A 21,053-nucleotide genomic window follows, 5' to 3' on the forward strand; every position below is an offset into this window, starting at 1 on the left:
AACTATTTTTATAATTGCAATTTTTGACTAATAATATTGTGTATCCTTATAATAATGTTAATTTCTTTGCAGAAATTTTTAGTATATTAATTGTAGTTTTTAATTGATAATGGTAAGGTTATACTCGTATAATATTGTTAATTTCCTTGCAATTTTTGGTTTAAAGTATATAAACAATTTTTTTATAGATTAGTGTCTAAAACATTTGTTACTCAACTATAATTGTAGTTTTTAATTAATAAGGATGGGGTTATCCTTATTTAAATAATGTTAATTTCCTTGCAAAAAAGTTCCAGAATAATACTAAGGCAGCGGTAACAACATTTGCCACATAAAAGCCTATATTATGACTTGAATTGTATAGATGAACGTTGTAAAAAATTTGATAGAAACCAACGAAATCTACAAAGAACCATGTAAGTATTTCAGTTATTACCATTCCTATAACGCCAATAACTGCAAAAATCACAAATTCTGACCACATATTGTCAAGTGCATGTTTGTTAAAGACCCAGTTAATACTTAAAGCATAGTTAGCTATTAATCCTAAAATAAATGCCAGTGGCGTAGCAATAAGATAATTGATATTGACGTTTATAAATATCATAAATGATGCAAATTGCACTAAAAATGCAGCTCCCCCAACGAACATGTAACGGAAGAACTGGATATGTGTTTGATCTGTTTGATTTTTTAGTAATTTGTCTATAATAGTATCTTCTATATCTGTCATTTAATATCTCCATCTAAAATAAGTAAGATAATTGTAAGTGTGTATTATATTATTCTAAATTTTATTCTGTATAAATCTTTGCTATTTAGTTCTCATTTGTCCTGCATATAAAATATTCATTTTAACATTCGTTATATTTTTCTATTTTTTATAAGAACGCTTTATTCATTGATTTTTGTAAGTAATAATTACTTATAATAAATACTCACCTTTTAATTATTAGAATACATGAAATTAGGCTATTTCTAAAAAACCAAAACATGTATTATGTGCTATTTTTAATTATAGTGAATTAACAAATAATTTAGATTAATTGATCTAAAAAAATGTATTTAAGTGGTTTAAACCTGCAAAACTGTCAAAATTTTCAATTTTGATGTTGAGGAAATCTACGATTTCCGAACCGCAAATCTTTCAGATTTGCAGGCAGCAAAAATCAAAGATTTTTGCCAGCTTCGTTTTTGCGGTTCAGGAAATTCATTCTGAATTTCCTTCAATTTATTCAATCTAAATTTTATTAATCTGTCAAAATCTTAAAAAAATCCCTCAAAAATTCAAAGAATTTTTGGGGCACGAAAATCTACGATTTTCGTAAGTTCTGATTTTTTTTACGTGTAGAAAAACGCATAGCACTCGAAAATCTACGATTTTCGGTGCCATACGAAACGTAGTTTCGTGGCTCCAAACACGGAGTGTTTGAGAGCATCGAAATCTAAGATTTCGATAGCATGCAAAAAACCTTGTTTTTCGCTGTTTGCAAAACGGAGTTTTGCAACCGTGAAAATTAAAAATTTTCAAATGTAATTCACTATAAAACAAAGTTTAAGCTTTGATTAAGAGTATAATTGTATTTTAGATGTAATAACTAAATATAAATATTAAAAGTGTAATTGACAGGAAAATAATAATATATGCAATTAATATTAAATTTAAGTTCTCGCGAATAATTTTAACAATATCTTTATCTTTAATAACCAGTTTATTGCTGTCTATTTTTTTATAATAATTTTCGAAATCTTTTACTTTGTATAACAACAGGAAGAGAAGCGGGAATATAGGAATGAAATATCTTCCTTGAATTCCATCTATAACATTCTGTCCAACAGGGGTCCATGTAATGTACACAAGGGCACAGGCGATAATGGCGTTAAGGATGAAAGTCGCTGCTGAAATTAATTTTTGATTCCGGGTTATATTTATCCTGCTTTTATCAAGTAAAGCTACAGGAATTATTGTAATTAAATAAAAACCTAACCACCATGTAGGTAATGGGATATCCAGCCAGAAATTACCTACAAATAAAAATTGATAGGATAAGCCGCGGCTAATAAATGTGTTTATTAGTAAGTATGGGAACCTGAAAGGATCTCCTAGAAGGTAGGCGATTTGGCCTGAAATAGATACTTGTGGTATAATGGGAGCATAAAGCCCGTTAACAATAAGATTCCAGATACCTACAACTGCGATCACGACTAAAAATAAAGATCCTGTTACTAAAATCCTGTTTTTCCTGTTCCCAAATTTTTGTGCAGGAATAAGAAATATTAAAAATAACAGTAGAATATAATTACTTTTTGCAAGTCCTACTAGCAGGAGAAGTATACCTAAAATATAAATTTCTTTAAAGCCTATTCTCTTTTTATTATCATCAAATGCATATTTGAAGAAAATTGCAATGATTAAAAAGGATATTCCCAGTAAAAAACTGTCTGCAGAAAGTGAAGCTGCCTCAAAAATTGTCATTGGAAGCAATGCTAACATAAAGAAAACCCACTTATGGACAGGAGTTATTTTGATTGCTAGATATGTGAGAAAAATCCATACCAGCAGGTTTGCTAATCTTCCAATGTACATAAGTACTAACGGAGCTAAATTAAACAATTTACCAAGATCTATAGCAAATGCAGATACTAAATACGGGACAGGGGAATAAGTGATTACTGCAATTCTTGAAATGTCTTCAAAAACCATATTCTTGCTGTTAAATGGCAAATGTAAAAGAGGAGCTAGATTTGTCTTATTGTCTCTGTCCTGAAGGAATGTATACCATTCTTGATTAACTGTATCTGATGTAAACTTCACACTTTCAGGAACGTAAACTCCTGACAGGTTACCTAATTTTTCAGGCACTATATGTCCTTCGCTTACATATAATGACCTGTAAAAGTGTTCGTATTCATCAGGAACCTGAAAAGCAGGAGTTGCAAGAAGGAAACCTAATCCATAAATTAGCCCTATAATAAGAAAAGCGGTTTGAGGGTTGATATCTCTGAACTTGTTCATCATTGACACAGACTCGGAATTTTTATTTATAAATATCTAATGGATTGAATTATCAAAATTGAGGTTAATATATTTCCATGTTAATCAATAAAAAGTTATTCTATTAACTTTCTAAATAGTAGTACTAACTAGGAACTGGAATTCAAGAATTTAAATTTTTCAGGGTTTGCAGATATGATTTTATTTTCATTATTTTTATAAACTGAAATATCTTCTTTTAATTGATTTATGTGGGGATACAGATCAACTGGGTTAACTTTTTCCTGCCCCTGGTTTAAATCATTATTTTTCACTTTGTTTAAATATATTTGAAAATCTAGTAATTTGGATGTAGTTTGTAACATAAGAATATCATTATTAATATAATCTTTATAAAGGTTATTTGCATAGGATAATGCACTATTATCGCTTTCTAAAGCTTTTGATATTTCATCTGAACTTTTTTGAAACATTGTAACGGCATTTGCATAATCATTTTTGTTTGCATAAGCGCTTGCCTGGGCTGAATAATTATTAGCAGCGGTTTTATGAATTAAGGATGTTTGTAAGTATTCCTGAGTTTTTGAGAGGTTGTACTGTTCATATCCGTAGTATCCACATAATACTATTGCAACGATTAGTATAACAGTTAAAATTTTATATTTTTGGTTCAAAAAATCCCTCTATCTTCATCAAAATCCTGTGCAGCACTTTGATTAGTTTTTATGGCAGTAATTATTTATAACTATATTGGCCTAGTTGTTATTAATATCTAATAAACTAAAATAATTATATAAATTATAAAGATTGATTATATTGAAATTTTATATATAAATCTTAATTTACTATATTTTAAAAATAAGATTCTAAATTCAATAAATCGGAAAATTCAATATTTTCTGATATTGTACTGGTTAATGTGGTTTAATTAAATTTCGATAAAATTTTATAGTTTTATATGGTAGGATATAAAAATTATTTATCCGTTATAATCTAAATTTCACATAATAAAAGTTGAATATATTGAATTATAAGATATGTAGGTGTTATTTATGAGTTCATCTGATGATAATAAAAAAGAATCGTTAATTAAACTGGCTACAAACATTATGGGTCATAATCAATCTTTAGAAAGCTTTAATAAAGGTTTAGAACTTGTTGATGAAGCATTAGAATTGGATCCAGCTTATGCTTTAGCATGGAATCTTAAGGGCAACGTGCTTATAGGGATGGCCAATCTTGAAGAGGGAATTGAATGTTTAGATAAGGCTATAAGACTAGATCCTGAATTAGCAGCTCCATGGTATAGTAAAGCACTGGTTTATCAAAAGTTAGGTAAATATGAAGAAGCAATTGAGTACTATGATAAATCTCTGGATTTGGGCTTTAAAAACTTTGAAAATCGCTATGTGGATATTTATTTTAGAAAAGGGTTAATTTTAAACCAGATCGGCCGATACGAGGATGCAGTTGAGTCATTTGATGAAATCCTGAAAATAAATCCATATAGTTTTGACGCGTTAGTTAGCAAGAGTTTAGCTCTGGGATTCCTTAATAAGTATGATGAAGAGTTAGAATGCTTAGAAAAAGTTTTAGAATTGGATCCTGAAAATCCTATGCTTTGGGCTAATAAAGGTGCGGTTCTTAATGAGCTTAAAAAGTTTGAAGAAGCTCTTAAATGCACAGATAAAGCCCTTGAAATTCTTGAAGACAAAGGGTTAGGGGTGCAGAATAAAAATCAAAACAAACAGATCACATGGCATGTTAGGGGAAACAGTTTTCTGGGCCTTAAAAAGTATGATGAAGCTGTAGAAAGCTTTGATAAATCTTTGAGATTATATTCTGAAGGGGATATACCTCAAGTGTATATTGATAGTTTAATTGGTAAGGGTAATGCTCTTGCAGGTCTTAATAAGTTCGAAGGAGCTTTGGAGTGTTATAATAGAGTACTGGAATTGAGTCCGGATTCCGTAGCTGCTAAAAAAGGAAAAGCGGATATTTCAGCGTATAAATCTGAAAAATAATAACGAAATTTTTCTTATATTTTCATGTAATATATACTAAAAATTATAAGGATTAATGGTGATATTAATCTTTAAAGAGTTCAGGAAAGGAACATAATGATATTATGATTTATGTTACTGAATTAAATTAAATGGCTTGAAATTATAAAATTTTCAGTCCAGTATTGTATTTACGAATTTAAAATAATATAATTATATAAATTACAAAATATAACAGTATAAGATAATTTAATTGAATAAATAAAAATTTTAACAGTTTTTAGGTGAAAAAAAATGCTTGATCCATCTGATTTTATAAAGGAATCAATTGAAGGAATTAAAAAACAAATAGGAGACGAAAAAGCAATAATAGCTCTCTCTGGAGGGGTAGATAGTTCTGTTGCATCAGTATTAGTCTCTGAAGCTATAGGGGATAACCTCCTGGCAGTGTTTGTTGACCACGGTCTTTTACGTGAAGGGGAGGCCGAATACGTTAAAGAAACATTTGAACCAAGACTCAACTTTGACTGCATTGATGCAAGTGAAGAATTTTTAAAGGAACTTGAGGGAGTAGAAGACCCTGAGGAAAAACGTAAAATTATAGGTGAAGTTTTTATAAGGGTCTTTGAAAGAGAAGCAGAAAAAGAAGGTGCTAAATTTTTAGTACAAGGTACAATTGCACCGGATTGGATTGAAAGTGAAGGAAAAATTAAATCCCACCACAATGTAGCTTTACCTCATGGACTAGTTTTAGAACTGGTAGAACCTATAAGAGAACTTTACAAAGATGAAGTGAGAGTTGTAGGAAGTGAAATGGGCCTTCCGGATGAAATAGTCAACAGGCAGCCATTCCCTGGTCCGGGACTTGCAGTCCGTGTTGTTGGAAAATTAACTCCTGAGAAGATAGAAATCTGCAGAAAGGCTAATGCTATCGTGGAAGAAGAAGTTAAAAAAGAAGGACTTGACGAATCGCTCTGGCAGTACTTCGCAGTTTTAACTGATACTAAGGTTACAGGGGTTAAAGGGGATATAAGGGACTTTGGATACCTTGTAGTTTTGAGAATGGTTGAATCGTGGGATGCAATGACAGCTAATGTGCCTGAACTCCCATGGGGAATGATAAGAACAATTTCAGCACGGATTACAGCTGAGGTTTCCGAAGTAACTCATGTAGCTCTTTCAGTCAGTGATAAACCACCTAGCACTATTGAGTTTGCATAATTTAATTAAATTTAACTTACTTTTTTTATTATTTTCAGGTTAAAGCATGTCAGAACGGTTTAAAGAAATAATTACTCAAATTCCATTTGATCATGGTGATTTAAAAGTGGTTAACAGAAAAGAATATCAACCTTTATTTGAGGAATTATTTGAGATCTATAAGAATTCTAGCCCTTTAGAAAAGTCTTCTATAAATGAATTTGTTCAAAACGATATAGATTTAAGTTACAAACTTGTTCATTGGATCCCTCCATGTTTAGAATCTGATCCAAAGCGTTATGTAATGTACAGGCTTATTTCAGCTTCAATCAGGGATGGAAAGCCTGATTTTCGTGATGATCTTCTTGAACTAGTGCATTTATGGGATTTTTTAGAAGAAAAAGGATTAGATACTCAGGAAATCTTTGAGGAAGCTATAACTATCAGTGGTTCTTTCCTTTTTGATCAAATTATGGATCCAAAGCGCAGGGAAGAATTGAGGTTTTAAATATCATTGAAAAAAATTAGAGAAATTTTTTAGTTAAATTATTTTAGTCAATAGACCGGTTTTAGATTTCTTCTAATTTATTTTGAATTATTGCATCTAATTTTTCAGTAACTGGCGTAGGGATGTTGTATTTTTTTCCTAATCTTATTATTGTTCCACCAAATAAATCACCTTCATTCTTTTTGCCTTTTTCAATATCTTTATGATATGAAGTGGTTGTTTCATAGGGGAAATTATTAGCTTTTTCAAGAGATTCTTCAATTATGGTTTCTTTTAGTTTTACTCCTTCAAAGACAGCAATTGAAACAATTTCTTCCATTATTTTTTGAACTTGCTCCCTTAGTTTTGAATTGGCCATTAGTTCACCTAAACTCTTATCATATGCGGCAGAAACAAGCCCAAATGGAGCAATGAAAATATATTTCTCCCAGATAGCAGGGAAAGAATCTCCAACCCACTCATGATCAATATTTAGATTGTTAAATAGATCTATAATAGAATTGGGTACAAATAATGGATAATTTGGATCTTTACCCATGATTATTTTGCCCTCTCCCCCAGTTTGAGTTACAACTCCTGGTTTTTCAATGTAAGTTCCAACATATACACATGCAGGTAATATTATCCCTGCTTGTAGCTTTTTTCGAATTCTATTGTAAATATCTACACCATTCAACAAAGGAATAATGATTGTGTCATCTTTTATATTGCCTGAAATTTTATCGACTGCTGCATCCAGATCATAACCTTTTACGCAGATTAGGACTAAATCTGGAGCTGGTATTTCATTGTAATTTTTTAATGCATCTGTTGGTTTACAGATTATCTCCTTCTCCTGAACTGTATTTAGGATTAATCCCCTTTCTTGAATTTTGTGCAAGTGATCTCCACGTGCTATGAAGTATATTTCTAGTTCCTTGAAAATTTCACTTTCATTGGCCATTTTGCCGCCAAAAAAGCCCCCTACGCCCCCAGTTCCATAAATGCATATTCTTTTTATTTCATTATCATATTTCATTTAATTATCTCCATCCAATTTAACATGATTAATTATGTTAAATTGCTATTTAAATATTTTGGAATATAATGATAATAAAAGCAATGTGTTTGAAAAGTGTGAAATAAATGAAACCAGACGAAATTACTCATGAAACTATATTCCAGTTAATGATTCAATTCCTGAGAATCACAAAGAAGTTCAATGAACTGGAAAAGATGTCTATTGATGTAGGAATTGGGGAAAAACTTTATCCTTCTGAGTTTCATGTTATAGTAGCTGTTGGAAGCGGCTATGAAAATACTGTTACAGGACTAAGTAAAAGACTTGAAATTACAAAGGGCGCTGTTTCGCAGGTTGTAAATAAACTTCAAGATAAAGGTTTCATAAATAAGGAACGAAATAAGGATTATGGGAAAGAAATTATCTTATCTTTAACTGAAAAAGGGCAAAATGCCTTTAAAGTTCAGGATGATTTCCATAAAAAGATGGAATATGAGTTTATAAACCATTTAGAAATGTTTACTCCTGAACAAATTGACTCTTTTCTCCAGATTTTACCTAGAATTGAAGAATATATCGATACCTTTTTAAAGAATAAAAAATAATATTTTTTTTATCAAACAGTTTAGCTACTAAACTGTTAGGGAGAGATAATATTATGTCCATAAAAACAGCGGTTAAAGATCATTTTTCATATAGTCCAATTTCAAGGCACCTTAAGAATCATTTTGATTATTTGCACGGATTTAGCGGTATGAAATTAGTTTATCAAGATGAAACTCTTTTAATGAGAAAATTCACAGTTCAAGATGCGGATAAATGTGCTAAACTGTTTAAGGAAGTGTTTTCAGAGTATCCCTGGTACGATAACTGGGTATCTTTGGAGCAGGCAAGAACCTATTTAATAGAATTAATCGAAAACCCTGTTTTTGAGGGATATGTTGCATATAGTGGATTAAAGTTGGTAGCAGTTTGCTTTGGTCATAGGAGATCATGGTGGATGGGAAAAGAACTGTTCATTGATGAGTTTTATGTGAGAAATGAAAGCCAGGGAAATGGAATTGGAACCCGAATGATGGGTTATATAAAAAAACAGCTTATTGAAGAAGATTATACTCGTTTGGTTTTGTTAACCAATAATGGAATACCTGCTGAAGAATTTTATATCAAAAATGGGTTTTACAATAATCAGGACAGGACAGTTATGGTTAAAGATCTTTAAAAAATAAAAAATGGATTTACCGGATATAAATTTAAAAAAATAAAAATAAGCTGTTTTTATTAAAATAAATCCTTGACATTCAAGTTAGCCTGGAAAGACTGAGCAACTATTGGATTTGCAGCTACTTCCGGTATTCCTAAATCTTTTAAAACTATCTTACAGAATTCCATGGGCTCTAAAGATGGATCCATTTTGTTAATTTTTATAACTGACTTGTGAATGCTTTGAAGATAATCCAGAGCGTCATCCATAATCTGGTATACGCTGTCACCTTCTTGGGGGTCGTCCCATGAAGCTAGTAGCGTTTCAATTTTAGGAATGGATTTTAGTTTCTTAATTGAATTTACAGAGGTTTCAATATCCTCATAAATTGGCAAATCGCCTTTAAGTGGAACAGCATCTCCAGTTATTATAACTCTTTCTTCTTCTATTAAAAGAGAAATAGAACCTTTGGAATGGCCTGGAGTATGGATAACTTTCAAGCTAATATTTTCGTCTAAATCAAGTGTATCTCCATCTTCAAGGATATCATCAACATCAACAGACCCTTCTACCAGCAAGTGGAAATTAGGTACCGGCCGTTCTTTTGCCTGTAATTCAACATCTTCAATCCACAGTATTTCGCCGGAATGGGCAGCGATTTTACATCCTGATTTTGCCTTTATTGACCTGGCTGATCCGATATGATCAGGATGTGAATGTGTTAAAATCATTAAAGAAATATCTTCGGGCTTTAAACCGATTTTCTCCATATAATCAAAGATCACACTTTCAGATGCCACAACTCCGCTGTCAATTAAGCATACCTGTTCTCCATTTATCAGGTATGAATAAACGAATCTATCAAGCGTTCCTAATTCAGTTTTTACCTGAAAAGGAATTTTTATTGCGTGGACATTTTTTCTAATTTCCATATTTTTAACTCCTTAGTGATCTTTTTATTTATTCAATATATTCAAGAAGAATACTCATTTAAAACTCATCTTATTTATAGTTTACAGCTGTTTTTATCCATTCGTCTGCAGACATGACTTCACTGAACCTCGTGGCTTGTGTAATTAATATGGCTTTATGCAGTTCTTCAGCACTGATTTCTCCAGCATAATTTGATATATCAAGTGTTCCGGTAGCATCACTTAAAAACTCAACATTAAAACCTAGATGCATGGCATGCCTTGCAGTTGTATCACAGCACATTTGAGTCATGTATCCACTGATTACGAGGGTATCTATGTTGTTTTCTTTAAGCCAGAGCCCTAATTCTGTTCCTGTAAAACTTCCTGGCAAATTTTTCTCTATGATTTTATCATATTCTCTTTTCATTACTTCTTCATGAATTTTATGTCCATCAGTACCTTTTTTAAAGGTAGCTGCATCTTTTTCAGGATTGGTGTGTTGAATGAGAAGTACTGGAATTTTATTTTCATTTGCAAAATCTATAACTTTAATAATATTTTCAAAGCTGTTTTCTGGATATGTAACTGGCAATTTACCAGTGAAATATTCATTCTGTACATCTATTACAAGCAGTGCTCTTTTCATATTTTTCCTCACTTTCTAATTTATGATTAAATGAAACTATTAAAGTTAGAATGGTATTTTATAGTTAATAACTGGAATGTGATCTTCTTTTTAATGCTATAATTATTTTAAACGCTCATGATAACGTGCAAAAATATTTACTTTATGTTAAATTATATTATTAGTTGAATTTGTTTAAAAGAATTCAATTTATTTAATCAACAATTCACATAAATTATAGCAGTAACATTTGTAAAATATGCCTGAGCGAATTTAAGTAATATTTTGGAGTTGGTTCTTGGTGAGTGAAGAAAGGGCTAAAGAATTGTTTTTCAGTTATTATGGTAATGAATTTTTCATGTGGAAAGACGGTGATTTAGACGAATATAAAAGTTATAATATATCTAAAGACCAAGAATTAATCTGGAAAGATGAATTAATAGATAAATTATGCTCAAAGCTCGATGTTAAACATAATAGTTCGCTTAATGGGTTGATACTAATTATAAACTATTTTGGTGAATATGATTTATTAAAAAAAGTACTGTATTTTATTTCAGATAATTACAGTGAAGCAGATTCTTTTTTAAAACTCAAGTATGCTGAAGAGTTATTTGACATAATAGAAAAGAGCAAATTTCATGAGCATGCTCCTGAAGATACTCTTTTAGAAACTAAAAAGTTTATTATAGTTATAATTAATGATATTTTAAGCAATAAAATAAAAATAAGCGCCGAATCTGAGAAAATTCTGGAATTTAATAGGGATATGTCTGATGAAAAGTATCTTGTCATGAGGACTAGGGATTTACTTAAAAAAATTGAATTTTATGGTATATAAATCTTGTAAATCCTTTATTTTATTTTAGATATATTTTTTAATTTAAGTGTCCCATTAAGGTTTAAGTAATGTTTTTAAGGGTCCATACTCATTTTTAATGCATTTATTTTTGTTAGTTCTATGAAAAGTTTATATAGTACTTGTTATATATTATGATACAAGTTATATATAACAAGTTATATATTAAATCTTAAATTTTTTGGAGGATAGTAATGTCGTTATCACATGCAATTTTAGGTCTTTTAACTTACAGGCCTCTAACTGGCTACGCTTTAAAAAAAATATTTGATAAATCGATATCTCATGTATGGTCGGCTAGTTTAAGTCAAATTTACAGAGAACTATCTGCTTTAGAAAAAAAAGGATATGTGCAATCAACTATTAAAAAGCAGGAAGATCGGCCTGATAAGAAGATATATAATATAACTGAAGAAGGTAGAAATGCATTTCAGGAGTGGCTAAAAGATTTCTCAGGGACTTTTACATCTCCAAAAAGGGATGAATTCATGCTTAAAATTTTCTTTGGGTCAAAATTAGAAAAAGAACAGTTAATAACAGAATTTAATCAATTTATTTTGCAAAAGAAAGAGTATCTAAGATCATTAAAAGGGATAGAAAAGAATTTTGGTAGATATCGCCATGAGTTTACAGTGGATATCCCTGAAAAAGAGGAGATCTTCTGGAATTTTACCATTAAAAGAGGCATAATGAATTTAGAAACTGCTGTAAAATGGGCTGAAGAATGTATTGAAGAATTAAAAAGTTAGGGAATGATTGAATAAAATTAAATAAATTTTGGGGAAAAAGCTATGAAAACTAAGATATTTTATTTTACTGGAACTGGCAACTCATTATCCGTTGCAAGAGATATTAGTAATGAACTTGGGGGTGCAGAACTTGTTTCAATTCCTGCAGTTGTAGATGGACATATTGAAACCGATGATTCTGATATTGGGATTGTTTTTCCAGTTTATATGTGGGGAATACCTAATATGGTGGTTGATTTTGTTCAAAAACTTAAAATAAGCAGTGATCAATATGTTTTTGCTGTAACCACATGTGCAGGTCAGCCGGGTGAAACACTGGTTCAGCTGCAGAAGATGCTTCAAAAGAAAGGTACAGACTTACATGCAGGTTTTGCAGTTAGGGAAACTGCTAATACGATTCAGGAAGATAACATTTTTATTAAAATTGCCATGCTAATTGAAAGGAACAGCAAGATAACTAAGTCTGGAAAAGAAAGGCTTTCAGAGATGGTAGAAGTTATAACTAATAAAAAGGAACATGAACCTGAAACAAGTTCCGTGATGCTTAATAAATTTGGTAACTTCGTTTATGGGATGGGTATGAGCCGGATAAATACCATGGGTAAATTTTGGGCTGATGAAAAGTGCAGTATGTGCTTAAACTGCCAGAGGATTTGCCCGAGCAACAACATTGAAGTAGTAAATGATAAACCTCACTGGACTCAAAACTGCGAATTCTGCCAGGCATGTATTCAGTGGTGCCCTAAAGAGGCAATTCATATTAAAAATGAGGATCCTAAAAGGCGCTATCATAATCCTGAAATAAAGGTAAAAGATATAATGATAAGATAGGGGGGGGTGGATTTCTTGAAAGTGACTAATGATGTTTATGCATTGGATTCAACAAAAGGAAATTATGCTTATTTAATTTTTGGCGAAGAAATAATTTTAGTTGATACAGGACGTCCTGGACAGGGAAAAGGGATTTTAAATGATTTGAAATCTATGGATATAGAACCTAAAGATGTTAAACATATTTTAATAACACACCATGATGTAGACCATATTGGGAGCCTTGCTTTCCTGCAGCAGGCGACTGGGGCTAAAATATGGGCCTCAAAAGAAGATATTCCTTATATTTATGGAGAAAAAAACCGTCCTGGTATCAAAAAATTGATTTCATATATTATGAGAGTTAAAAAGCCGGAAAATATAAATTCTTATCCTGAAGATGGAAAAATAGGGAATATTGAAGCTATATCCACTCCGGGACATACTCCGGGGCATGTATGTTTCATTTATAATGGTGTTTTATTTGCCGGTGACTTATTCAGGACATCAAATGGAAAAATAGCTCTCATGAAATCATTTATGAACTGGAATGATTCTGTTTTAAAAGAGTCCCTGGTTAAAATTGATAATTTTGATTTTGAGTGGATATGTCCTGCCCATGGTGAACCACTTAAAAGAAATGGGCAGTTAAAAGAATTGTATTAAGGTATAAGCTTAGATGGGGAAAATATATGGAAGATACTCACAATCAGGAATACTGGAACGAAGCAGCCAAAGAAAAAGAATTTCCAACCCCTTTTAAAATTGAAGAGTTTGAAAAACATGTTTCAAAGGAAATAAACATCTTAGATGTGGGCTGTGGCTATGGAAGGATTCTAAATGAACTTTACAGTAATGGTTTTAAGAATTTAACAGGTATTGATTACTCTAAGGGAATGGTAGAGCGAGGTTTAAATGAACACCCTTATTTAAATCTTATTAAAACTGATGGGGACAGTATACCATTTCCTGATAACAAATTTGATGCTGTGCTTCTTATTTCTGTGTTAACGTCCAATGTTAAAGATGAAGAACAGGAAAAACTGATTTCAGAAATCTTTAGAGTGCTTAAAGATGATGGGATTTTATATCTAACTGATTTTTTAATAAATTCGGATAAAAGAAATCTTGGGAGATACCAAAAATATGAAGATAAATATGGGATTTATGGTATTTTTGAACTTCCAGAGGGTGCAGTTTTAAGGCATCATACTGAAGAACATATTTTGAAATTAACAAATGATTTCAAAAAGATTGTATTTGAAAAAACAGTTTTTGACACCATGAACGGCCATAAATCAAATGGGTTTTATTATATTGGGAAAAAGAGATAATCGTGTTTAAATTAATTTTTTTATATGTTTTTTATTTTTAGATAATTTAGCAGATGTATTCTTCAATTATTCCATCATAGTTATTTGCACTTTCTACAATTGGGCCTTTAACTGCAAGGACGAATCCAATGTTACTTCCCCTGATGGATAATAATTTATCATTTTCTTTGACATCAAAGCATTCTGCTGTTTCTTCAGGCAGTTTTAAAATTCCATTTGTGTTGATCTTAACCCAGCAGTAATGTCTCCCTTTGTATTTAACACATTTTCCTTCCGGCAGCGAATAATCCTCAATGTCGGGGTAATCTGTTAATAATCCTTTCATTATGGACTGTTTTATTAAGTCTAATCTGGATACAACAAATCCTCCTGATGTTTTACTTCCAGATATAAGTATCAATTTTCCTTCTTTAAGCAGATCATACTCCAAAATAATTTCATCTGGAATTTTTATGTGTAGATCTCTGCTAATGGGTGACCATCCAAAAACGTATTTTCCTCCTTTATTTATTTGAGGCAAATTTAATCTCCTTTTAAATTTTTTTCTATTGTTTTTATTGCTCCATTAGAATGGACCCTGGTCACATGATACTCATCATTTAATTTTGCCTTTAATTTTGGGATTGAGTTTTTAACCAGTTCTGGCCTACTTTTACCCATAACTCTGAAAAATTCTGGAGCTTCGCTGCGAACTCTTTTGTCTGTATCGTTTAATAGTTCTTCGTAAATATGAATGTAGTTTCTGAACAAATCTGGTTTTGCATTTCCTATATTTTCCGATGCCCATATCATACTAACACGAACTTTAGGGCATTGATCATCGTGTTTATCAATAAGTTTATCAAGGTGTTCCTCTATTAATTCTGGTTTTGCTCTACCAATCCATCCTAATGCAAAAAGAGCATATTCTCGTATCTGATCATTTGAATGGTTTATAAGGTTAAAAAGCCTTAAAATTGAATTTGTATACCATTCTGGCTTCTTTCTACCGATTATACCTGCTGACCAGCAGGCATATGCGCATATCTCTTGATTTTCATGATATAATTTTTCAGTAAGATGTGATCTGTATTTTTCAACAATCAACGGATTTTTAGAAGCCTTGCGGGAAATTTTTTTAAATGCTTTTAATGATTCCATATCATTGGGGCTGTTTAAACTATTGATTAAATTCAGTATATTTTCCATAAAATAATACCTGCAACATAATGCATTTTTAATTCAATTTTTTAATTGGAACAGTATTCCTAAACAATAGCTGAAAATAAAAAATGTAGATAACATTTATTCAGGGATATAATCTTCTCGAACCGGCGAAAATATTTCAACAGCAACTGAATCTTCAATTGTCTCTGCACCGTGCTCTGCATCGCCTGGAATTGCCCAGCTGTCGCCAGGTTTTATATCATGCCTTTCGCCGTTGATAATCAGTATTATGTGGCCCGATACGAGGTAGCCAGTCTGCTCTTCAGGGTGGCTGTGTGCAGGTAGTATTTTTCCTTTTTCTAATTTAAATTCAGTTAAAAGTGTATTATCTCCATAAACCAGTGTTTTTCGTTCTATTCCGTCAAAAACTTTAATATAATCATCTTCACTTGTTTTTCCAATTTTATATGTCTTCATGTTTATTCCCCATGTGTTACAAATTTCTGGATGTCTTAAAGATTTTCAAGATTTATCAACGCATTTTTTGCTGCCTTTTTAATTTCAGGGTGATCATTCTTTTCTAATTTACAAAGAGCATCCATAACATCCTGGTTGTTGATATTTATCTGGCCTAGTGTTCTTGCAGATTCCCAGATAATTGCAGCGTCATAATCTCTTTCTAAAATATTTAGCAGTGGCGGCAGTGCTTTAGAACTATGTTTAAATCCACTTAAAGACCTGATTACTTTCCACAAGGTAATTTCATTATTTGAACCAAGGCTATTAAGCAGTACAGGCAGTGCACTCCTGTCACCTGTCTTAGCGGCTATTCCTCCTAAAGCATCAACTGCCTGCTGTGAGATATAATCATCCTGTTTTTCTATTACTTCAATTAAATAGGGTGTGGCAGGTTTTCCAATCTTTATAATTGTCCTTGCAGCCATATCGCGTGCCAGTGGAAAACTTTTCTTGTTAAAATATTTTTCTGGTAGTTCTCTTTCCTGATTATTTCCAATCTGGCCCAATAATTTGATTAATGGAGGAACTGCTGATTCGCCCATTTTCCCCAACGCTTCAGACATTGCAATTCGTGAATAAAGTGCTTTCTCTTTCTTTAAAGAATTACATAGTGTTAATATCCCTTTTTTATCTCTTCTATTTCCTAATATAGTCGCAGCAATCGTTCTTTCTTGGGGATTATTGCTGTTTAACATTTCAATTAAACGTTCTGCATCAAATTCAATACATGGTTCAAGTTCTTCTGATGAAATCTGCCCTCTTTTTTTCCTACTTTGTTTCTTTTTATCTTCAGTTATCATGTACTCTCATTATTATTTATTTCAACTGCTTCCATTCTTTCCGGAGTAATGCGTAAATATGCTCGCTCCAGTACCTGTTGTTCCAGTACCCATATTCTCTGAGGGTCCCTTCTTTTCTAAAGCCAAGCTTTTCAAGTACATTAATGGATCTTGATGCTTCAGGGACAACATATGCTTCAATACGGTTTAAAAGTGTTTCTTTAAATCCAAATCGGATCACTTCTTTCAATGCTTCAGTAGCGTATCCTTTTCCCCAATATCCGTGGCCTAACTCGTATCCAATTTCTCCTCTAGAGCTTCTTTTGATCCATGTGTTAAAACCACAGGTCCCAATAAGGGTATTATCTTCTTTTCGTATTATTGCCCATCTAATACCCTCTTTGTTTTTAAAAAGGTTGTTTAAAAAGTTAATCATATATGTGGCCTGTTCAATATTTACAAAAGAGTTCATATTCATATATTTTGTAACTTCATCATCAGACCAGAACTTAAATAATGTTTCTGCATCTTTTTTGGTCATTTTGCGTAAAATTAATCTTTCTGTAGATAGTTTCGGAAATCCTGGTCTTATTCTCAAGTTTTTCATCCCTCATGCTTTATAAAATTCATCAATTTAAAAATTAATCTGTGTATATTTATTGATTTTAACCTATAGAAATTTATTGATGGAACTTAAACTAGTTAAATCTTACTATTTTTTTGCTTCTCCTAATATTTTTGATATATAATCTGATTTAACATCTTTATTTCATGATTTTTCCAACAATACTGGCCATTACATGGCCGAGTTTAACATGTTCCCCGACATCCAGATGAATTCCATCCAAGTCGCTTGCTACAACCACTTCTGAAGAGTCTAAGAAATGAACATTATGCTCTTCAGCTACCTGCTTGTAATATTTGCCTAATAGATTTGATTTAGTTTTTCCACTTTCAAATTCCTCAGCAAAATTGGATAGTTCTGTAATTATTGGCGGAGCAACTAATAATATTTCTGGTGCATTTTCGTGGGGACCTGCTTCACTTTTAAGGATTAGATCCACCAGAACACGGATACTACGGGCAATTTCTGTAGCAGAAAGAGAAAAGCGGGTTTTAAGGTCATTGGTGCCTAAAAATAATATTACAAGATCAACTGGTCTATGGGATGCAAGACATGGTATAAGGTATTTCATTCCATTCTTATAACCCCCATGTAGTGGGTCGTCCCATAATGTTGTTCTACCATTCAGTCCTTCTTCAATTACAAAATAATTGCTGCCTAAATCGTTCCTTAAAACTCCTGGCCATCGTTTATCTCTTGCAATACGCTTACCATTTGAAGGATCATAGCCCCATGTAAGTGAATCACCGTAACAAAGAATAGTTTTCATAAATAGTCCTCTGTTGTTTTTATATTTATAAATCACATAAATAGTTCATTTTTATAAATTCAAATATTAATATGGAAATTACAGTGATAACATATGCTTTATATATTTTCCAGCATTTCGGGTGGCATTTTGCCCTTCTTCAATACATGATGAAAAAATCTGAAAACTGTGAAACATGTCTTTCCAGAGTTCAAAAGTCACTTCAACATTGGAATCAATTGCTTTTTCATAAAATTTTATAATATCGTCCAGGAGCAGTTCATGGCTGCCGACCTGAATCATTATGGGCGGTAATCCATGTAAATCTGCATAAAGGGGTGAAGCTAAAGGCTGAGTTAGGCTGTTACCCTTTAAATAGATTTTCCTTGATTTTTCAAGCCTTTCTTGGGTAATCCAGTCTTTTCCTTTATTTGTTACCATGGAATGACCTTCAAATAGCATATCAACCAGGGGTGACATGCATACTGCAGCTCTTGGAAGCTCAACTTCATTATCTCGTAGAGATAAAAGCGTAGATAACGCTAAAGTTCCACCAGCAGATATTCCTGCAATAACAATTTGGGAGGCTTCTATTCCATTCTTTAAGAGCCATAAATATGACATTAGGCAGTCTTCTACAGCATCAGGAAATTTATATTCTGGTGCAAGCCTGTAATCAATGCTAAAAACACAAAAACCTGATGCACGAGATAGTTTCCCGCACAAGTCAAGGTGATCCTTTGTAGAGCCTGTTGTAAAGCTGCCTCCATGGAAAAACAGTATTATATGGTCATCTTGAGCATTTTCAGCACAGATTTTAAATCCAGGGATATCACTGACGTTTTGAATTTTCACATTAAGCTCATGTTTAGAACTGAATTTAAGATACAGCTGTTCAAAATCTTTTCTTAGCTGAAATATATTTCCCTGACTTAAAGAAATATTTTTGTTTATTGTGTCCAATACTTCTTCCGCTTGTTTATTGCTCATGATAACCCCTTTCTAAGTAAAACATGTATCTATTAGATTTTAAAATTTAATATAATTAATTTGAATTTAATTTAAAAAATACTTTTCAGTTATCTCACTATCTGTGAATATTTAAAAAATTATATAAAATCGCTATATCAAACCATTAGTATCAAAAAGTGATATATCAAATTTTGATATTTCACAGGGAATAAAGGAGTTAATTTCATGGAAGAACATATGCAGATCTTTAAAAGTTTGTCTAAATATGAAAGAAAACTTATTAAAGGTTTAATGAAAGGTTTCAGCAATATTATGATTTTATGGCTTATTAACAAAAAGAGGATGCATGGATATGAGATAATGACTGCACTTAGTAATTCTAACCCCTATGATAATAAAATGCCAAGTACCAGTAAGATTTATCCAGTACTGCATGATTTAGAAAAGAATGGACTAATAAAAGGATCTTGGGAGCATCAAGGAAAAAGAAAGGTAAAATGTTATGTAATAACTGATGAAGGTAAAAATTTCATTTTAAGCTTCAAAAAACTCTCTGACCATGCTAAAAAGGATCATGCTAACCTATGGACAGAATTTCAAGAATATATGGGTTCTATTTAACATATAGTCAAAAATTAAAATTGGCGAACGGTATTTTCAATTTCACTTATGAATCATAATTTGGGGTAAAAATGCCATCAAATAATTCTAAAGATAATTTCCATATGCTCTCATTACTTTTTTATTAAGGTAAGTGGATATATAAGATCATGATAAAGGGCAAGGAAGCCTACCTCAAAAGGCTCACAGCAAACATCAACATGAAATCAGTTGATGTAGGAAAAGAACTCGATGGAACTACACCGCCTTCAGTCTTCATTGGGAGCTGGAATTATCCTAAAGTGTATGCCGGCCCAATGATTGCACCAATGCAGGGCGATATATCTATTATGGACAGTCCTGAGTCATGGATTCCAAACCAGACAACTCAGGAAGAGATCATAGGCTACAGGTTGAATTTAGTACGCGGTAAACAAACTGTAGGGATACAGGACTTTAATAATTCGTTTGTTGAAAAATTGCAGGAGATTTCCCTTGCATCCACTTCAATTGAAAGCGAGGCTGAATTTGGGAGTCGCCCTAAGGGTCTTTCATTCAGCGATGAAACCGCCCCACACGGTCCAAGTGCTTTAATTGAAAAATTTGACATAGATGCAGTTAAATGGGACCGCCAGCTGGAAAAAGTGTACTACGACACTGATTTTAAGGCAGCTGCAGCCACAGTTGACCTCCACAGCAAAGGGGTTCCCTTTTCAAGTATCCAGAAGGCATTTTCTGTGGGAACAATGGGGGTTGAAAAAAACAGGAAATTAGTCCCTACACGGTGGTCAATTACAGCCTGTGATACAATTATAGCAGATAATTTGCTTCGAGAAGTCCGGCATTATGATATACTGGATACTTACAGAGTATATGAATTCAGCAGCCTCAACAATTATTATGCTGTGTTGTTACTCCCAATGGAATGGCAGTATGAATGGATCGAAGCGTTCATGCATGTTATGGGCCGTGAAGAGCTCATATTTGCAGATCACGAATTAAACGGTGGTAAAAAAGAATATTCATGTGTAGGTGGATGCTATTATACTTGTAAGATGGCAATCCTGGAAGCCCTTGCCCGTGAGAAGAAACAGGCCGGCGCTATAGTACTGAGGGAAGCTTATAATGGATATGTCCCTCTGGGAGTTTTCAACGTCAGGGAAAATGTAAGGAGTGCAATGAGTGAAATCCCAAGGGAATTTGAAGACATGAAAACAGCCCTTGCTTATATTGAAAGTAAATTAAAGCTCCCTATGGATAAATTCAAAGAAACAAGTACTTTGCTTCAGGATTTGATGAGGTCCAGGCAGATGACGCTGGATAACTTTTTCAGGTAATTTTAATTTAATTGATAGGTCCCACCAATTTCAAGGGGCACAAATTCGATATCTGACTTTTTTTTAAATATTTTTTTGAATTTGGAATTTGATGGTGAGTTTAAATAATGTAATCTATAGGAAGGG

The 21,053-nt window shown here is 32.3% G+C and carries 25 protein-coding genes; 12 read left to right on the forward strand and 13 right to left on the reverse strand.

Annotation, left to right across the window (positions count from 1 at the left end):
* Positions 1-256: 256 nt before the first annotated feature.
* The 3 genes from EJ01_RS12225 to EJ01_RS12235 form a co-directional block, all read right to left on the reverse strand.
* The gene (locus EJ01_RS12225; protein WP_048080878.1) at positions 257-733 is read right to left on the reverse strand and encodes a GtrA family protein; all 477 of its coding nucleotides are present in this window, start codon (positions 731-733) and stop codon (positions 257-259) included.
* An 852-nt stretch (positions 734-1,585) separates the two neighbouring features.
* A complete protein-coding gene (locus EJ01_RS12230) occupies positions 1,586-3,016 on the reverse strand; it encodes a DUF2142 domain-containing protein (RefSeq protein WP_052376146.1) in 1,431 nt (476 codons plus the stop codon).
* A 128-nt stretch (positions 3,017-3,144) separates the two neighbouring features.
* Positions 3,145-3,669 (reverse strand): hypothetical protein, encoded by a 525-nt coding sequence (locus tag EJ01_RS12235; protein ID WP_048080876.1) that lies wholly within the window; start codon positions 3,667-3,669, stop codon positions 3,145-3,147.
* A gap of 378 nt (positions 3,670-4,047) precedes the next feature.
* Between EJ01_RS12235 and EJ01_RS12240 the strand changes: the two genes are divergently transcribed.
* From EJ01_RS12240 to EJ01_RS12250, 3 genes are all read left to right on the forward strand, one after another.
* On the forward strand, positions 4,048-5,019 hold the full coding sequence (locus EJ01_RS12240) for a tetratricopeptide repeat protein (protein WP_048080875.1): 972 nt from the start codon (positions 4,048-4,050) through the stop codon (positions 5,017-5,019).
* Positions 5,020-5,292: 273 nt separating this feature from the next.
* Positions 5,293-6,219 (forward strand): glutamine-hydrolyzing GMP synthase, encoded by a 927-nt coding sequence (gene guaA / locus EJ01_RS12245; RefSeq protein WP_048080874.1) that lies wholly within the window; start codon positions 5,293-5,295, stop codon positions 6,217-6,219.
* A 46-nt stretch (positions 6,220-6,265) separates the two neighbouring features.
* Complete coding sequence (locus EJ01_RS12250; protein WP_048080873.1) at positions 6,266-6,706, forward strand: hypothetical protein; 441 nt, start codon at positions 6,266-6,268, stop codon at positions 6,704-6,706.
* 61 nt (positions 6,707-6,767) lie between these two features.
* Here the strand turns inward: EJ01_RS12250 and EJ01_RS12255 are convergent, their stop codons facing one another.
* Entirely contained in the window at positions 6,768-7,724 is a 957-nt protein-coding gene (locus tag EJ01_RS12255) for a ketopantoate reductase family protein (RefSeq protein ID WP_052376148.1), read from the reverse strand.
* Between the two features lie 107 nt (positions 7,725-7,831).
* On the opposite strand from EJ01_RS12255, the gene EJ01_RS12260 reads away from it, so the two are divergent.
* Together EJ01_RS12260 and EJ01_RS12265 are read left to right on the forward strand one after the other, a co-directional pair.
* Positions 7,832-8,311 (forward strand): MarR family winged helix-turn-helix transcriptional regulator, encoded by a 480-nt coding sequence (locus EJ01_RS12260; RefSeq protein WP_048080872.1) that lies wholly within the window; start codon positions 7,832-7,834, stop codon positions 8,309-8,311.
* A 53-nt stretch (positions 8,312-8,364) separates the two neighbouring features.
* Positions 8,365-8,928 (forward strand): GNAT family N-acetyltransferase, encoded by a 564-nt coding sequence (locus EJ01_RS12265; protein WP_048080871.1) that lies wholly within the window; start codon positions 8,365-8,367, stop codon positions 8,926-8,928.
* Positions 8,929-8,987: 59 nt separating this feature from the next.
* Here the strand turns inward: EJ01_RS12265 and EJ01_RS12270 are convergent, their stop codons facing one another.
* Together EJ01_RS12270 and EJ01_RS12275 are read right to left on the reverse strand one after the other, a co-directional pair.
* A complete protein-coding gene (locus tag EJ01_RS12270; protein WP_048080870.1) occupies positions 8,988-9,842 on the reverse strand; it encodes an MBL fold metallo-hydrolase in 855 nt (284 codons plus the stop codon).
* Between the two features lie 70 nt (positions 9,843-9,912).
* Positions 9,913-10,470: a cysteine hydrolase family protein gene (locus EJ01_RS12275; RefSeq protein WP_048080869.1), complete on the reverse strand. Its 558-nt coding sequence runs from the start codon at positions 10,468-10,470 to the stop codon at positions 9,913-9,915.
* A 277-nt stretch (positions 10,471-10,747) separates the two neighbouring features.
* Between EJ01_RS12275 and EJ01_RS12280 the strand changes: the two genes are divergently transcribed.
* From EJ01_RS12280 to EJ01_RS12300, 5 genes are all read left to right on the forward strand, one after another.
* Positions 10,748-11,290, forward strand: coding sequence for a hypothetical protein (locus EJ01_RS12280; protein WP_048080868.1), 543 nt, complete (start codon positions 10,748-10,750; stop codon positions 11,288-11,290).
* A 212-nt stretch (positions 11,291-11,502) separates the two neighbouring features.
* The gene (locus EJ01_RS12285; RefSeq protein ID WP_048080867.1) at positions 11,503-12,057 is read left to right on the forward strand and encodes a PadR family transcriptional regulator; all 555 of its coding nucleotides are present in this window, start codon (positions 11,503-11,505) and stop codon (positions 12,055-12,057) included.
* Between the two features lie 42 nt (positions 12,058-12,099).
* Positions 12,100-12,888 carry an EFR1 family ferrodoxin gene (locus EJ01_RS12290; RefSeq protein WP_048080866.1) on the forward strand — a complete coding sequence of 263 codons (789 nt, stop codon included), beginning with the start codon at positions 12,100-12,102 and terminating at the stop codon, positions 12,886-12,888.
* Positions 12,889-12,909: 21 nt separating this feature from the next.
* Positions 12,910-13,533, forward strand: a complete 624-nt coding sequence (locus EJ01_RS12295; protein ID WP_245611220.1) for an MBL fold metallo-hydrolase — start codon at positions 12,910-12,912, stop codon at positions 13,531-13,533.
* Between the two features lie 26 nt (positions 13,534-13,559).
* Positions 13,560-14,201: a class I SAM-dependent methyltransferase gene (locus EJ01_RS12300; protein ID WP_048080864.1), complete on the forward strand. Its 642-nt coding sequence runs from the start codon at positions 13,560-13,562 to the stop codon at positions 14,199-14,201.
* Positions 14,202-14,247: 46 nt separating this feature from the next.
* On the opposite strand, the gene EJ01_RS12305 is transcribed toward EJ01_RS12300, so the two are convergent.
* The 7 genes from EJ01_RS12305 to EJ01_RS12335 form a co-directional block, all read right to left on the reverse strand.
* Positions 14,248-14,721 carry a hypothetical protein gene (locus tag EJ01_RS12305; RefSeq protein WP_048080863.1) on the reverse strand — a complete coding sequence of 158 codons (474 nt, stop codon included), beginning with the start codon at positions 14,719-14,721 and terminating at the stop codon, positions 14,248-14,250.
* Between the two features lie 2 nt (positions 14,722-14,723).
* Positions 14,724-15,389 carry a hypothetical protein gene (locus EJ01_RS12310; RefSeq protein WP_052376151.1) on the reverse strand — a complete coding sequence of 222 codons (666 nt, stop codon included), beginning with the start codon at positions 15,387-15,389 and terminating at the stop codon, positions 14,724-14,726.
* Positions 15,390-15,485: 96 nt separating this feature from the next.
* Positions 15,486-15,824 (reverse strand): cupin domain-containing protein, encoded by a 339-nt coding sequence (locus EJ01_RS12315; RefSeq protein WP_048080862.1) that lies wholly within the window; start codon positions 15,822-15,824, stop codon positions 15,486-15,488.
* Between the two features lie 35 nt (positions 15,825-15,859).
* Positions 15,860-16,666 (reverse strand): HEAT repeat domain-containing protein, encoded by an 807-nt coding sequence (locus EJ01_RS12320; protein WP_048080861.1) that lies wholly within the window; start codon positions 16,664-16,666, stop codon positions 15,860-15,862.
* Positions 16,667-16,682: 16 nt separating this feature from the next.
* Positions 16,683-17,243, reverse strand: a complete 561-nt coding sequence (locus EJ01_RS12325) for a GNAT family N-acetyltransferase (RefSeq protein WP_052376152.1) — start codon at positions 17,241-17,243, stop codon at positions 16,683-16,685.
* A 166-nt stretch (positions 17,244-17,409) separates the two neighbouring features.
* Positions 17,410-18,039, reverse strand: a complete 630-nt coding sequence (locus EJ01_RS12330) for an SGNH/GDSL hydrolase family protein (RefSeq protein WP_048080859.1) — start codon at positions 18,037-18,039, stop codon at positions 17,410-17,412.
* 78 nt (positions 18,040-18,117) lie between these two features.
* Positions 18,118-19,008, reverse strand: coding sequence for an alpha/beta hydrolase (locus EJ01_RS12335; RefSeq protein WP_048080858.1), 891 nt, complete (start codon positions 19,006-19,008; stop codon positions 18,118-18,120).
* 207 nt (positions 19,009-19,215) lie between these two features.
* Between EJ01_RS12335 and EJ01_RS12340 the strand changes: the two genes are divergently transcribed.
* Both EJ01_RS12340 and EJ01_RS12345 read left to right on the forward strand, forming a co-directional pair.
* Entirely contained in the window at positions 19,216-19,611 is a 396-nt protein-coding gene (locus tag EJ01_RS12340) for a PadR family transcriptional regulator (protein WP_052376154.1), read from the forward strand.
* A 149-nt stretch (positions 19,612-19,760) separates the two neighbouring features.
* Positions 19,761-20,927, forward strand: coding sequence for an Nre family DNA repair protein (locus EJ01_RS12345; protein WP_211251413.1), 1,167 nt, complete (start codon positions 19,761-19,763; stop codon positions 20,925-20,927).
* Positions 20,928-21,053: the final 126 nt, after the last annotated feature.

The organism is Methanobacterium veterum (genome assembly GCF_000745485.1).
Lineage (GTDB): Archaea > Methanobacteriota > Methanobacteria > Methanobacteriales > Methanobacteriaceae > Methanobacterium_D > Methanobacterium_D veterum.

Excerpts from the sequence above, each read along its gene's own strand:
- EJ01_RS12225 (WP_048080878.1), bottom strand. The coding sequence starts at position 733 with ATGACAGATATAGAAGATACTATTATAGACAAATTACTAAAAAATCAA.
- EJ01_RS12230 (WP_052376146.1), bottom strand. The coding sequence starts at position 3,016 with ATGAACAAGTTCAGAGATATCAACCCTCAAACCGCTTTTCTTATTATA.
- EJ01_RS12240 (WP_048080875.1), top strand. The coding sequence starts at position 4,048 with ATGAGTTCATCTGATGATAATAAAAAAGAATCGTTAATTAAACTGGCT.
- guaA (WP_048080874.1), top strand. The coding sequence starts at position 5,293 with ATGCTTGATCCATCTGATTTTATAAAGGAATCAATTGAAGGAATTAAA.
- EJ01_RS12250 (WP_048080873.1), top strand. The coding sequence starts at position 6,266 with ATGTCAGAACGGTTTAAAGAAATAATTACTCAAATTCCATTTGATCAT.
- EJ01_RS12255 (WP_052376148.1), bottom strand. The coding sequence starts at position 7,724 with ATGAAATATGATAATGAAATAAAAAGAATATGCATTTATGGAACTGGG.
- EJ01_RS12260 (WP_048080872.1), top strand. The coding sequence starts at position 7,832 with ATGAAACCAGACGAAATTACTCATGAAACTATATTCCAGTTAATGATT.
- EJ01_RS12265 (WP_048080871.1), top strand. The coding sequence starts at position 8,365 with ATGTCCATAAAAACAGCGGTTAAAGATCATTTTTCATATAGTCCAATT.
- EJ01_RS12270 (WP_048080870.1), bottom strand. The coding sequence starts at position 9,842 with ATGGAAATTAGAAAAAATGTCCACGCAATAAAAATTCCTTTTCAGGTA.
- EJ01_RS12275 (WP_048080869.1), bottom strand. The coding sequence starts at position 10,470 with ATGAAAAGAGCACTGCTTGTAATAGATGTACAGAATGAATATTTCACT.
- EJ01_RS12285 (WP_048080867.1), top strand. The coding sequence starts at position 11,503 with ATGTCGTTATCACATGCAATTTTAGGTCTTTTAACTTACAGGCCTCTA.
- EJ01_RS12290 (WP_048080866.1), top strand. The coding sequence starts at position 12,100 with ATGAAAACTAAGATATTTTATTTTACTGGAACTGGCAACTCATTATCC.
- EJ01_RS12300 (WP_048080864.1), top strand. The coding sequence starts at position 13,560 with ATGGAAGATACTCACAATCAGGAATACTGGAACGAAGCAGCCAAAGAA.
- EJ01_RS12310 (WP_052376151.1), bottom strand. The coding sequence starts at position 15,389 with ATGGAAAATATACTGAATTTAATCAATAGTTTAAACAGCCCCAATGAT.
- EJ01_RS12315 (WP_048080862.1), bottom strand. The coding sequence starts at position 15,824 with ATGAAGACATATAAAATTGGAAAAACAAGTGAAGATGATTATATTAAA.
- EJ01_RS12320 (WP_048080861.1), bottom strand. The coding sequence starts at position 16,666 with ATGATAACTGAAGATAAAAAGAAACAAAGTAGGAAAAAAAGAGGGCAG.
- EJ01_RS12330 (WP_048080859.1), bottom strand. The coding sequence starts at position 18,039 with ATGAAAACTATTCTTTGTTACGGTGATTCACTTACATGGGGCTATGAT.
- EJ01_RS12335 (WP_048080858.1), bottom strand. The coding sequence starts at position 19,008 with ATGAGCAATAAACAAGCGGAAGAAGTATTGGACACAATAAACAAAAAT.
- EJ01_RS12340 (WP_052376154.1), top strand. The coding sequence starts at position 19,216 with ATGGAAGAACATATGCAGATCTTTAAAAGTTTGTCTAAATATGAAAGA.
- EJ01_RS12345 (WP_211251413.1), top strand. The coding sequence starts at position 19,761 with ATGATAAAGGGCAAGGAAGCCTACCTCAAAAGGCTCACAGCAAACATC.